Raw genomic sequence first — 12,452 nt, forward strand, 5'->3', positions numbered from 1 at the left:
CCCGACAACCCGAGAGGAACGATGATGTTCGACAAGCTGAAGCTCAACCTCAAGCTGGGGGCCGCGCTCGCCGCGGCCGGGGCCATGCTGGTCACCGCCGGGTGCGGCGCGACCGCGAACCAGGCCGAGCCCGGTGCCGGCGGCGCCGCCGGCCAGGCCCTGTCCGGCGTCCGGTTCATGGTCCCCAACACCGCCGGTGGTGGCTACGACACCACCGCTCGTGCCGCGGCCAAGACGATGGACGACATCGAGGCCACCAAGAACGTCGAGGTGTTCAACCTCGCCGGCGCCGGCGGCACCGTGGGCCTGTCCCGCACCGTGTCGGAGAAGGGCAACGGCAAGCTGATGATGATGATGGGTCTCGGCGTGGTCGGCGCCCAGTACACCAACAAGTCCGAGGCCAAGCTCGACCAGACCACCCCGATCGCCAAGCTGATCGAGGAGTCCGGCGCCATCGTGGTGCCGAAGAACTCCCCGTACCAGACGATCAACGACCTGGTCACGGCCTGGAAGGCCAACCCCAAGGCGCTCGCCGTCGGTGGCGGCTCCTCGCCGGGCGGACCGGACCACCTGCTGCCGATGCAGCTGGCCCAGGCGGTCGGCATCGACCCCAAGGACGTCAACTTCATCTCCTACGACGGTGGCGGGGACCTGCTGCCCGCGCTGCTCGGCGGCAAGATCGCCTTCGGCGCCTCCGGCTTCGGTGAGTTCCTCGACCAGGTGGAGGCCGGCGAGGTGCGCGTGCTGGCCATCAGCGGCGCCGAGCGGGTCGACGCCATCGACGCCCCGACCCTGAAGGAGTCCGGCATCGACCTGGTCTTCACCAACTGGCGCGGCGTGGTGGCTCCCCCGGAGATCTCCGACGCCGACAAGGCCGCCCTGGTCGGCGCCCTGACCACCATGCACGCCAGCCAGGAGTGGAAGGACGTGCTGACCAAGAACGGCTGGACCGACGCCTTCCTGCCGGCGGACGAGTTCGCCCCCTTCCTGACCGAGCAGACCACCGCGGTGGAGGACACGCTGAAGAAGCTGGGCCTGGCATGAGCCAGACCTCGACGGCCGGGACGGAGTGGGCTCCGGCCCGCTCCGGCCCGGTCCGGGACCTCGCCCAGCTGGGGGTGTGCGCTTTCCTGGTCGTGCTCGGCGTGATCATGCTGGTCGACGCGACGGGCCTCGGGGACAACACCACCGGGACCGACCCGCTCGGCCCTAAAGCCGTCCCGGTCTTCCTGGGCAGCGCCTTGATCCTGTTGGCCGTCGGTCTCACCGTGGCGGTGCTGCGCGGCAGCAAGCCCGAGCTGGAGGGCGGCGAGGACGTCGACCTCGAGGCTCGGATGGACCTCAAGACCGTGCTGATGCTGATCGGCGTCTTCGTGGCCAACATCGTGTTGATCGACGTGCTCGGCTGGGTCATCTCCGGCGCGATCCTCTTCTACGGCTCGGCCATCGCCCTGGGCAGCCGGCACTACCTCCGAGCCCTGGTGATCGCGGTGGCACTGTCCCTGATCACCTTCTACGGCTTTGCCATCGGTCTGGGGGTCGGCCTCCCGGCCGGCATCCTCCAGGGAATCCTGTAAGGGGGTACGACGATGGAGAACCTCGGTTTCCTGCTCGAGGGCTTCGCCACCGCGGCGACGCCCATGAACCTGCTGCTGGCGCTGATCGGCGTCCTGGTCGGTACCGCCGTGGGCGTGCTGCCCGGGATCGGCCCGGCCATGACCATCGCGCTGCTGCTGCCCATCACGTACAGCCTCGAACCGACCGGCGCGCTGATCATGCTGGCCGGCATCTTCTACGGCGGCATGTACGGCGGGTCGACCACCTCGATCCTGCTCAACACCCCCGGTGAGTCGTCCTCGGTGGTGACGGCCATCGAGGGCAACCTGATGGCCAAGGCCGGCAAGGCCGCCCCGGCGCTGGCCACCGCGGCCATCGGCTCCTTCGTGGCCGGCACCATCGGCACCACGCTGATCGTGTTCTTCGCGCCCCTGATGGCGAGGTTCGCCGTGTCCCTCGGGGCCCCGGAGTACCTGGCGATCATGCTGCTTGCGTTCGTCGCGGTCACCGCCGTGCTCGGCGCGTCCCGGCTGCGCGGCTTCATCGCCCTGGTCGTGGGTCTGACCATCGGCATGATCGGGATCGACTCCGTCAGCGGTCAGGCGCGGATGACCTTCGGGGTCGCCCAGCTCGGCGACGGCATCGACGTCGTCGTGGTCGCGGTCGGCATCTTCGCCCTCGGCGAGGCGCTCTGGGTGGCGGCCCACATGCGGCGCAAGGCCACCGAGGTGATCCCGGTCGGCCAGCCGTTCCTGCGCAAGGAGGACTGGAAGAGGTCCTGGAAGCCGTGGCTGCGCGGCACCGCGTTCGGCTTCCCGTTCGGGGTCATCCCGGCCGGCGGCGCGGAGATCCCGACCTTCCTCTCCTACATCACCGAGAAGAAGCTGACCAAGCACCCGGAGGAGTTCGGCCGCGGGGCGATCGAGGGGGTGGCCGGACCGGAGGCGGCCAACAACGCCAGCGCGGCCGGCACCATGGTGCCGATGCTCTCGCTGGGCCTGCCCACCAACGCCACCTCGGCGATCATGCTGGCCGCCCTGGTCTCCTTCGGCATCCAACCGGGACCACTGCTGCTGCAGCGCGAGGGCGATCTGGTCTGGGCCCTCATCGCGAGCCTGTTCATCGGCAACTTCCTGCTGCTGGTGCTGAACCTGCCGATGGCCCCGCTCTGGGCGAAGCTGCTCCGGATCCCCCGTCCCTACCTGTACGCGGGCATCCTGTTCTTCGCCTCGATGGGCGCGTACGCGGTCAACGGCTCCAACTTCGACCTGATCCTGCTGCTCGCGCTCGGCCTGCTGGGCTTCGGGATGCGCCGGTTCGCCATCCCGGTGCTCCCGCTGATCGTCGGCGTCATCCTCGGCCCGCGGGTCGAGCTGCAGGGTCGACGTGCCATGCAGCTGTCCTCGGGTGATCCGAAGGGTCTGGTCGGCAGCGTCGACGTGGCCACCGGGCAGTTCGTGGTCTCGGCCATCGCGGTCGTCGTCTACGTGATCATCGTCGTCATCCTGTTCTTCCCGCTGCTGTTCTGGTTGATCAAGAAGCTGCTGCCGACCAGGGTCGAGGCGGCGGTGGAGCAGCTGTCCGACGAGCTGCACCACGACCTGGACACCGACCGCGACGGCCACCCGCTGGCCACCGCTGCGGTGGCCGACATCCGGTTGCCCGCGCACCGCGACCCCGCGTCCGCGGACCAGTCCCCCGAGCCGTCCCCACCCGGGCCGTCCCACCCGGAGCCATCCCCCAAGGAGAACCCATGACCATCGTCGTCGGCTTCAGCGCCAACGCCCCCGGGCGGGCCGCGCTGACCACCGCGGTCAGCGAGGCGAAGCTGCGCCGGCTCCCGCTGCTGGTGATCAACTCCTCGCGCGGCGACGCGTACGCCGATCCCACGTTCGCCCAGCAGGCCGACTGGGACTGGGTGCAGACCACCCTCGACGAGGCCGACGTCGACTTCACCGTCCGGCAGGAGCTGCGCGGCAAGGACCCGTCCGAGGAGATCCTCGACGTCATCCGGGAGGTCGGGGCCGCCTTGTGCGTGATCGGTCTGCGACGCCGCAGCCAGGTGGGCAAGATGCTGCTGGGCAGCAACGCGCACCGGATCCTGATGGAGTCACCCTGCCCGGTGCTGTCCGTGCGACCCGACGACCACGAGGAGAGCTGATCATGGAGAAGACCGAGCCACAGGCCACCGCGGACCTGGTCGACGAACACGGCGAGGCGCTGGCCAGCATCCCGGTGCAGCTGCGCAGCTTCGGACGGTTCCGGCGGTTCGCGGGTCCGGCCGTGACCGTGAAGTGCTTCGAGGACAACGCCCTCCTGAAGAAGACCCTGTCCGAGCACCCGGATCCGCAGGGGCGTGTGCTGGTGGTCGACGGCGGCGGCTCGCTGCGATCGGCCCTGGTCGGCGACCTGATCGCCGCCATCGCCGTCGACCGCGGGTGGGCGGGCATCGTGGTGCACGGCTGCATCCGGGACAGCGTGGCCATCGACGGCCTGGAGATCGGGATCAAGGCGCTGGGGACGAACCCGCGCAAGAGCACCAAGACCGGTGCCGGCACCGTCGACGCCCCGGTGGAGATCGGCGGCGTCGTCATCACGCCGGGGCAGGTCCTGCACTCCGACGAGGACGGGATCGTCGTCCTCCCCTGACCCCGTGTCGCAAGGACCCGTACGCGCCTGGTGGCCGTACGGGTTCTTCGGTTGTTCAAGGTCCTCGGCGGCGGGCTTCCGGCCGTACGGGATCCCACCGCACCGGATGCCACCGGCGAGCCACCAACGGCAACCCGGACAGCGCCTCTAGCACCGGACGCCACCGGCGAGTCACGAACGGCAGGCGGAACGCCGCACCCGTTGAGCGGATCCCACCGGCGAGAAGCTCCTATGGATGTCAAGCGGTCTGCAGGTCGGCGATGAGGGCTTTGTAAAGCTGGCGGACGACGTGGCGTTTGAGGCAGCGCATGATCTCTTTGGTGCTCAGGCCCTGGGCTTTGCGGCGCTGGGCGTAGGCCCGGGTTTCGGGGTCGTGGCGGAGCCGGCTCATGACGACGATGTAGATGGCTTTGTTGGCTTGTCGGTCACCGCCGCGGTTGAGGCGATGCCGGTCGGTGCGGCCGGACGAGGCGGGCAGCGGCGCGACCCCGCACAGGTGCGCTAGGGCCGCTTCGCCGCGCATCCGGGCTGGGTTGTTCCCGGCAGTGACCAGCAGTTGGGTGGCCACGTCGAAGCCCACCCCGAACAGCTTCAGTAGGTGTGGTGCGGCGATGCGGGCGAGGTGACCGAGGTGGCGGTCATGGTCGGCGACCTCGTCGCTGAGGTGCTGCCAGCGGCGGGTCAGAGCAGTTAGGGCGTAGGTCAGACCGGTGACCGGATCAGCTGGATCGGCGTCGATGGGCTGTTGGTCGAACCGGGCGACGAGGCGGGGCAGGGACCAGCCGCGGACCTCGTCGCGGAGCTCGTCGGGTGCGGTGACCAGCAGGGCATGGATTTGGTTGGCGGTCTGGGTGCGGGCTTTGACCGCGGAGCGGTGGGCGACCCGGATGGCCCGGATCGCTTCGACACAGCCGGTTCGGGCCCGTGGCAGGGCGGTCGCCCGGCCGGAGGCGACCGCGGTTGCGGCGTTGTAGGCGTCTTCGGGGTCGGACTTGCCGCGGTGGCGGCGGGCGGCCCGGTCGGGGCAGTCGACTTCGAACACCGCCAACCCGGCCGCGGTCAACACCCTGGTCAGGCCGGCACCGTAGGAGCCGGTGCCCTCGATGCCGACGCTGGCTGGGGTGCCGTGGGCGAGCAGCCAGTCCAGCAACGCCTGGTAACCGGCGAGGGTGGTGACGAACTCAGCATCGGCCAGGCGGCGGCCCATGCCATCGATGATCGCGGCATGGTGGGTGTCGGTGTGGGTATCGACCCCGGCGTAACGGGCCTGCGCGAACCCGATGAGGGTGGTGGAGTGGTCGAGAGAATCGTGATGAGGCATGGTGGATGCCAGCCGTCCTTCCGAGTCGAAGACAACGAGGGCGGCACGCACCGGTCGGGCTGGCGGACAAGACATTGACGGGCGCTCGGCAAGCTCCTATGAGGTCACACCGCCCGCCCGGCCGCGTGCCAGAACAAGCAGCCCACGACCCCGGAGACGACAGTTCTCACGTAAGGACAAACCACCAGGTCGTCAGCCACAAACAGGGTCAGACCCCGGGTTCGTGAGCCAACACCATTCTCAATGCCACGAACGGGAGCCCCGGACGCTGCACCCAGTCACTGGATGCCACCCGCGAGCCACGAACGGTGACCCCGGACGGCAGCGGCAGTGCCACTGACAGGGCGGATCGAAGGAACGGACGTGTCCGGACATGGATCCGGCCCACGGCGCTCGGGTCCCCACACGAGCGCCATGGGCCGGGTCTGGCACCGGCCCGGCGCCTCATCTTCCGATGGTGCGCAGTCGAACCGGACAACCTGCCCGACCGGACACCATCCCCCGATGTCGCGTCTCCGGTCGGTCTTCCTGCACCCGGCCGACGCCTCATCCCCCGATGGTGCGCGTCTGGCCGGGCCCTTCGCACCGGTCCGACGCGACCTCCCCCAGGTCCTGGCGTGGCGCTCGGTGCTGAGAACAAGATTGAACCGTCAACCGCAGTGGCTTCCTCGGCCGCCACCCGGCTCGGCTCAGGACGTGCTCAGGGTTGCGGCACCCTCAGGATCGGATCAGGAGACGCGTTGAGCGCGTCTTGAGGAAACCCCCGTCAGGAGGCGGGCAGTCCGTTCGGGCCTGGGCGACCGGTCAGCGGTTCGTCGCCGACGCGTACGCATGGCCCTGCTCCAGATCCAGGGCGGTGACGGCCCGGTTCTTCAGGAAGACGACGTAGACCACCAGGCTGACCGCGATGATGGCGGTGACGTAGATGATGAAGCCGGTGACGTTGTCGCCCGCCTTGGCCGCCTGGTAGATCAGCGGCGCCGTCCCACCGAACATCGAGTTGGCCAGCGCGTAGCCCAGGCCGACCCCGAGCGCCCGCACCTCGGCCGGGAAGTACTCGGCCTTGACGATCGCGTTCACCGACGTGTAGCCGGTGAGGATGACGTAGCCGGCCGCGGTCAGCAGGAAGGCCGAGACCGAAGAGGTCGCCTGAGGCAGGTAGGTGATCAGCACCCAGGTGTAGAGCACCCCACCCACGCCGAAGAAGACCAGCATCGGCTTGCGGCCGATCCGGTCGCTGAGCAGCCCGCCCAGCGGCTGCAACAGCATCAAGAAGATCAGCCCGAAGAGGTTGACCCAGGTCGCCGCCTTGGCGCCGTCCTCGCCGAAGGCGGTCTTGACGATGGCCGGGGCGTTGACGCTGTAGGTGTAGAAGGCAACGGTGCCGCCGGCGGTGATCAGGAAGACCAGCAGCAGCTGCCGCCAGTGACGGGTGAACAGCACCCGGAGCGAGCCGGCCTCGCGCTCCCCCGAGCGGACGGCGGCCAGGTGCTCCTCGCTCAGCGACTCGTCCATGGTGCGACGGATCCACAGCACCACCAGGGCGGCGATGCCACCGATGAAGAAGCCGATCCGCCAGCCCCAGTCGCGGACGGCGTCGACGTCCATCGCGCTGATCACGATCAGCAGGGTGATCTGGGCGAGCACGTGCCCACCCACGAGGGTGACGTACTGGAAGGAGGAGAAGAAGCCGCGCCGCTCGGCGGTGGCGGCCTCGGACATGTAGGTGGCCGACGTGCCGTACTCACCGCCGGTGGCGAAACCCTGGACGAGCCGGGCGACGATCAAGATCACCGCCGCCCACATGCCGATCGACTCCCGGGTCGGCATCACGGCCACCACGAAGGAGCAGGCCGACATCAGGGTGATGCTGAACGTGAGCGCCGCCCGCCGGCCGCGGCGGTCGGCGTACCGCCCGAAGAACCACGAGCCCACCGGCCGCATCAGGAAGGTCACGGCGAAGATCGCGTAGATGTAGAGGGTCGAGTTCTTGTCCGCCGGGTCGAAGAACTGGGCTTCGAAGTAGACGGCGAACACCGTGTAGACGTAGACGTCGTACCACTCGACGAGGTTGCCCGCCGAGCCCTTGACCGTGTTGAGGACCGCCCGCCCGGTGCTCGCCGGCACCCGCATCGGACCTGTCGACTGCGCCGTCGTTCCGCTCATGGGCACAAGACCCTAGACCCCAGGTCAGGGAGCGGGGAAGGTCACCAGGCCTCGACGAAGGAGTACCAGGGCCCACGCAGCTGTCCGTACGTGAGGGAGGTGCCGCTGGGCGGATCGGTCGGCACCCCCTCGGGCAGGTACACGAAACCGACCGAGTCCAGGAAGCCACCGTCCCGGGCCCGGAAGTAGGTGTCGGAGCCGAGGGTGCGGCAGCTGAGGATCCGGTACGTGCCGATGCGGCGCGGGCACACGGCACCGGGACCCGCTTCGCCGCGGTCGGCGATCACCTGGTCGAAGGCGGGACGGGACAGCGCGAAGCGAGCCAGCAGCGGGAGCTCGATCCGGGCCGCGACCCCGGCACCGCCGATCACCACCGTGGCCAGGACGGCCAGGGCCACCACCAGGGCGAACCGCCGGGCCGCGACCTCGGCGACCGACACCACCAGCCAGGCGATCCCGGTCAGCCCGACCAGCACCAACGCCACGAAGACGAGGGCCAGCTCACCGCCGCCGGGGTAGCTGCCGGCCCACCCGATCGTGGCCGCCGACAGCCAGCTGCCGACCAGCACCACGATCGCCAGTCCGGTACGCACCCGGCCAGTGTCCACCCGACCCGGCTCGGGCTCTGCGCACGCCCTGGTGCTCCCGTTGACGGCGGGGCGCGCGCTGTCGGTGCCGCCTGCGAGTATGCGTCGATGGCAGCCGGACGTCCGCACGTGACGGTCTACAACGAGATCAGCCTGGACGGGAAGATCACCGGGTTCGACGGGGACGGCGTGCGCTACTACGCGCGGGGTCTGCGGTGGCCCAGCGACGCGATCTTGATGGGCAGCGTCACCGCCGAGGCGTTCGGTCCGAACGAGTCGGCCGCCGAGCAGGAGCGCGAGCTGCCGCCACCGGGTTCGCCGAGCTCGTCCACGAGCCGCGACCGGTGCTGGTGGTGCCCGACAGCCGCGGGCGGATCCGCAGCTGGCGGCATGCGCAGGCGCAGCCCTGGTACGACCGGATCGTGGTGCTCGTCAGCCGGTCGACGCCGGGCGACTACCTCTCCTACCTCGATCGACGCGGCGTGGCCCACCTGACCGCCGGCGAGGACCGGGTCGACCTGGCCCACGCCCTGTCGCTGCTGGCCAGCGAGCACGGCGTCGGCTCGATCCGCACGGATGCCGGCGGGGCGCTCAACGGTGTGCTGCTGACCGCTGGACTGGTCGACCGGGTCGCCGTGGTCGTCGCGCCCGCGATCGGCGCCGACCCGGAGGCACAGACCCTGTTCCGGCTGCCGGGGCGGCTGACCGCCGGGGCCGCCCTGCGGCTGGTTGAGTCGGAGGTGCTGGACGACGGCGCGCTGTGGCTGGTCTACGAGGTCCCCACGGGTATCCGGCCCGCTCCCCGAGCGCTCCTGTAGCCATGAGCAGCTCGATCGCACGGCGCGCCGCCGCGCCGACGCCGCCGGAGCAGCAGCCGACACCTGACGCGCCGACGGACCCGGGACCGTCGGCGCCCCCGGCTCGCCGCTACGTCTGGGGTCTGGTCGTGGCCGTGGCGACGGCCTGCACCGTCGCGCTCGCGGAGGTCGACGCCCAGTCCGCCCGGATGGTCGACGGCCAGGGCCGCGCCTGGCCGTTCTCGGTGCTCGTCGGCCCCAACCCGGTCGAGCGTCGGGCCGGGTGGGGGGAGGTGCTGGCGGCCGACGGGCTGATCGACAACCCGCTGTTCCGGGCGCTGCTGGGCTGGCACGTCGTGGTGGATCTCGTCTTCGTGGTGGCGTACGGCTGCCTGCTGGCCGGGCTGGTCACCGTGCTCTACCGGAGCCGCACCGGTCGCCGGCTGGCGCAGGTGCTGGTCATCGTCACCGTCGGCGCCGCGGTGCTGGCGGATGGTGCTCTGCTGGCCCTCGGTGCGATCCGCGGCCCCTCGGGCTGGTCGACCGTGCTGTCGGCGGCGACCTCCGTCCGGTGGTGGACGCTGGTGGCGGTCGGAGCCGCCCTGCTGCTGCGCTTCGTGGTGCCGCAGCCGTCCTCGACAGTCGTCGAGACCCCGCGACGAGTGGCCGGCCGCATCCTTCGCGCCCTGGTGCACCACCGCTTCTCGGTGGCCATGATCGTCCCGTTGGTCGTGTTGACCATGTTGTCGGGCAGCGCCATCCTCGAGCAGCTCCCCGACGTCCAGCGCCGCTGGGCCTCCGACGGTTCCCGGGGCTGGCTGCACGCCGGCTGGGCGGTCGTCGCCCTGGTCGTGGTGGCGGTGCTGCTGGAGGTCCTCGCCCGGTTCCGTACGGGATGGGCCGAGCGGCACCGCAGCGACGCCCCCGACGGAACCGGTCCGGGCACCCCGGCGACCGCCGCACACGACGCGAGCCCACGCGAGACCCCCGGGTCCGGGACGACCGGCTGGCGGACGCTGCTCCGCCGCCGACTCGTGCGGGACCTCCGGCTCGGCGGCGCGATGGTCGTCGACCTGGTCGCCGACCGACAGCGCTTCCGGGCGAGGTGGGCGCATCTCCGCGGCCGTCACGACGCCCTGCTCGCCCTCTGGCTGCTCGGGGCAGCGATACCGGTCGGGGCCGCCCTGCTCGCCGCCTGGCTGATGGACGCCCCGGTGCTGACCGGACGCCTGCTGGTGTTCTGCGCCGTGCCGATCGTCGTCGTGGCGGTGTCGTGGATCCTGCGGCGGGCCTGGCAGATCCGCAGCGACTGGCTGATCCCGGATCGACCCCCCGCCTTCACCGGCACCGAGGTCGACACCATCAGGTTCACCGGTCACGCCCTGGCGCTGACCGCCCTCACCGTGGGCGGGGTGGGCCTGATCCGCTCCTATCTGTCGGTGGTGGCGCTCGGACCGGCGGTGACCGGCGTCGCCAGCGGTCCCGCGGTCTTCTTTCTGCTCCTCGGCATCGCCGGGGTCGTGCTCCCCTGGCTGATCAGCTGGGGCCTGGCCGGCGGTCCGGCCGACCGGGTGCGTGACCCGCTCGCGGCGCTCGGCACCCTCGCACCTGCGAGGCTGTCGGCCCGCTGGGTGCTGCTCGGGATCGTCCTGGCCGGGTTCCTGCTGATCGCCGTGTTCCCGGTCCTGGTCGCCCGGCTGGGTGTGTCCGCCGTCGCCGTCCTCTCCCTCACGCTGCTGATCGGGATCCCCGCCACCGCGGGCCTGCTGATCCAGGAACGGCCGACAGCTGAGGTGTTCCGGATCCTCGGGTTCCGCCGGACACCACTGGTCAGCGTGCTCGTGATCGCCGTCGTGCTCGCCGGTCTGACCTCAGGCGGTAGCACCATCCACCGGGTCGCCGACGTCGCGGCCCCGGTCCCGACCCGGGCGCCGGTGAGCGGGATGCTGCAGAGCTGGCTGAGCCGGCCGGGCGCCTGCGAGGTGGTCGTGGACGGGCAGCGGGTCCGCCCGATGATCATGATCGCGGCTGAGGGCGGCGGCATCCGCGCCGCGTACTGGACGGTGAAGGGACTCGACGCGCTCGACGGCGGGACCGGGGGCTGCGGCGCGCACTCGACGCTGTTCTCCGGGGGCGCCAGCGGCGGCTCGGTCGGGCTCACCGTCGCCCGCTTCTCGGGCACCCCGCAGGATCCGGGCACCGACCGCGCGGTGAAGGCGGTCCGGGCCATGGCCGAGCCGGAGACCCTGGGCCAGGCGGTGATCGGCACCTTCGTCCGCGACCCCGCGTACGCCGCGACCGGCGTCCCGCTGGGCACGAACGGTGCCGCTCCGGCGGGCGCCTGGGCGGACCGGGCGCGGCTGATCGAGCTCGGCTGGGACGGCGCGTACGCCGGACGGCCCTGGGGCACGGCGGACTTCCTCGCCGACCCGGGCGGGCTCTCTCCGGCGACCGGTCCCCTGGTCCTCAACTCCAGCAGCGTGGCCAGCCAGTGCCGGGCCTGGGTGAGCCAGCTCGATCTGGAGCAGCCGGTGCCGCCGGAGCCCGGGACCACCGGTGAGCAACGCTGCGACCGACGGGTCGGACCGGGCGCCCGGACGATCGACCTGTTCGCCGCGTACGGCCCGGTCGCCGGCCGTGGAGAGGACTGCCTGCGCTCGGTGACCGCGTCGACGGCGGCCCTGCTCACCGCCCGGTTCCCGTTCGTCACGCCCGGCGGTGTGGCCGGCGGCTGCGACGTGTCGGGGGGCAGCCCCGACGGTGAGCGCAGCTTCTGGCCCCGCACTCAGCTGATCGACGGCGGCTACATCGAGAACACCGGTCTGGCCACCGTCACCGACCTCTCCGCGCAGTGGCTGTCCCAGGTCCGGACCCACAACGACGAGGTCGTGGCCGGACGGTCGCGCGAGGCTCTGGTCATCCCGCTCGTGGTGTTCCTGACCAACGAGCAGGCGACGGCGGGCCGGCTGACCCCGCCCCCGGCGCTGCAGAGCGAGCTGCTGCTCCCGGCCGTCGGCTACCTGCGCGGCTCGGCGACGCTGACCCGGACCGACGCGCTGCTGCAACGCGTGTCGACCACGGTCCGCACCCGGTCCATCTGCCCCCCGTCCGGCGCCGGTCCGGTCGACTGCGACGCGGCCGCCGACGCCTTCCCGCGGCGGGTGATCGTGGTCGACCGCACGGCCCAACCCGAGGTCACCGCGCCCCTGGGCTGGGTGCTGTCCCAGGCCAGCATGACGGGACTGGACCGGGCCATGCAGGCACAGGTGGACACGACCTGCGCCACGGCCCCGACCACCCCCGCCTGCCTGCGCGGCTACGGCACCCTGGGAGACCTGCTCGGCTACCTGCGCTGAGGCCTGGTGGGTGGACTAG

Annotated in this window: 10 protein-coding genes; 7 read left to right on the plus strand and 3 right to left on the minus strand. The window is 71.2% G+C overall.

The features are described from left to right. The first annotated feature begins 24 nt into the window (after positions 1–24). Genes ABD714_RS16165 through rraA form a run of 5 tightly spaced genes read left to right on the plus strand, consistent with a single transcriptional unit; the run spans position 25 to position 4,206 of the window. Complete coding sequence (locus tag ABD714_RS16165) at positions 25–1,044, plus strand: Bug family tripartite tricarboxylate transporter substrate binding protein (RefSeq protein WP_344813421.1); 1,020 nt, start codon at positions 25–27, stop codon at positions 1,042–1,044. Beyond that, entirely contained in the window at positions 1,041–1,577 is a 537-nt protein-coding gene (locus ABD714_RS16170) for a tripartite tricarboxylate transporter TctB family protein (protein ID WP_344813422.1), read from the plus strand. Before ABD714_RS16165 ends, ABD714_RS16170 begins: the two co-directional genes overlap by 4 nt. Positions 1,578–1,589: 12 nt before the next feature. Beyond that, positions 1,590–3,314 carry a tripartite tricarboxylate transporter permease gene (locus tag ABD714_RS16175; protein WP_344813423.1) on the plus strand — a complete coding sequence of 575 codons (1,725 nt, stop codon included), beginning with the start codon at positions 1,590–1,592 and terminating at the stop codon, positions 3,312–3,314. Next, positions 3,311–3,718 (plus strand): universal stress protein, encoded by a 408-nt coding sequence (locus tag ABD714_RS16180; protein ID WP_344813425.1) that lies wholly within the window; start codon positions 3,311–3,313, stop codon positions 3,716–3,718. The genes ABD714_RS16175 and ABD714_RS16180 overlap by 4 nt, the downstream gene beginning before the upstream one ends. Before the next feature lie 2 nt (positions 3,719–3,720). Further along, positions 3,721–4,206, plus strand: a complete 486-nt coding sequence (rraA, locus tag ABD714_RS16185) for a ribonuclease E activity regulator RraA (RefSeq protein ID WP_344813426.1) — start codon at positions 3,721–3,723, stop codon at positions 4,204–4,206. Positions 4,207–4,444: 238 nt separating this feature from the next. Here the strand turns inward: rraA and ABD714_RS16190 are convergent, their stop codons facing one another. The 3 genes from ABD714_RS16190 to ABD714_RS16200 form a co-directional block, all read right to left on the minus strand. After that, positions 4,445–5,527, minus strand: a complete 1,083-nt coding sequence (locus ABD714_RS16190) for an IS110 family RNA-guided transposase (protein WP_344813427.1) — start codon at positions 5,525–5,527, stop codon at positions 4,445–4,447. Between the two features lie 804 nt (positions 5,528–6,331). Next, the gene (locus tag ABD714_RS16195; protein ID WP_344813428.1) at positions 6,332–7,693 is read right to left on the minus strand and encodes an MFS transporter; all 1,362 of its coding nucleotides are present in this window, start codon (positions 7,691–7,693) and stop codon (positions 6,332–6,334) included. A 41-nt stretch (positions 7,694–7,734) separates the two neighbouring features. Then, positions 7,735–8,286 carry a hypothetical protein gene (locus ABD714_RS16200; RefSeq protein WP_344813429.1) on the minus strand — a complete coding sequence of 184 codons (552 nt, stop codon included), beginning with the start codon at positions 8,284–8,286 and terminating at the stop codon, positions 7,735–7,737. A 209-nt stretch (positions 8,287–8,495) separates the two neighbouring features. On the opposite strand from ABD714_RS16200, the gene ABD714_RS16205 reads away from it, so the two are divergent. After that, a complete protein-coding gene (locus ABD714_RS16205) occupies positions 8,496–9,098 on the plus strand; it encodes a dihydrofolate reductase family protein (RefSeq protein ID WP_344813430.1) in 603 nt (200 codons plus the stop codon). 2 nt (positions 9,099–9,100) lie between these two features. Continuing rightward, entirely contained in the window at positions 9,101–12,433 is a 3,333-nt protein-coding gene (locus ABD714_RS16210; RefSeq protein WP_344813432.1) for a hypothetical protein, read from the plus strand. Positions 12,434–12,452 lie beyond the last annotated feature (19 nt).

The organism is Microlunatus aurantiacus (genome assembly GCF_039536605.1).
Classification (GTDB): Bacteria; Actinomycetota; Actinomycetes; order Propionibacteriales; family Propionibacteriaceae; genus Microlunatus; species Microlunatus aurantiacus.

Bases quoted from the DNA above. Each gene is read 5' to 3' on its own strand.
- ABD714_RS16210 (WP_344813432.1), top strand. From the start codon at position 9,101: ATGAGCAGCTCGATCGCACGGCGCGCCGCCGCGCCGACGCCGCCGGAG.
- ABD714_RS16195 (WP_344813428.1), bottom strand. From the start codon at position 7,693: ATGAGCGGAACGACGGCGCAGTCGACAGGTCCGATGCGGGTGCCGGCG.
- ABD714_RS16165 (WP_344813421.1), top strand. From the start codon at position 25: ATGTTCGACAAGCTGAAGCTCAACCTCAAGCTGGGGGCCGCGCTCGCC.
- ABD714_RS16170 (WP_344813422.1), top strand. From the start codon at position 1,041: ATGAGCCAGACCTCGACGGCCGGGACGGAGTGGGCTCCGGCCCGCTCC.
- ABD714_RS16175 (WP_344813423.1), top strand. From the start codon at position 1,590: ATGGAGAACCTCGGTTTCCTGCTCGAGGGCTTCGCCACCGCGGCGACG.
- ABD714_RS16180 (WP_344813425.1), top strand. From the start codon at position 3,311: ATGACCATCGTCGTCGGCTTCAGCGCCAACGCCCCCGGGCGGGCCGCG.
- rraA (WP_344813426.1), top strand. From the start codon at position 3,721: ATGGAGAAGACCGAGCCACAGGCCACCGCGGACCTGGTCGACGAACAC.
- ABD714_RS16190 (WP_344813427.1), bottom strand. From the start codon at position 5,527: ATGCCTCATCACGATTCTCTCGACCACTCCACCACCCTCATCGGGTTC.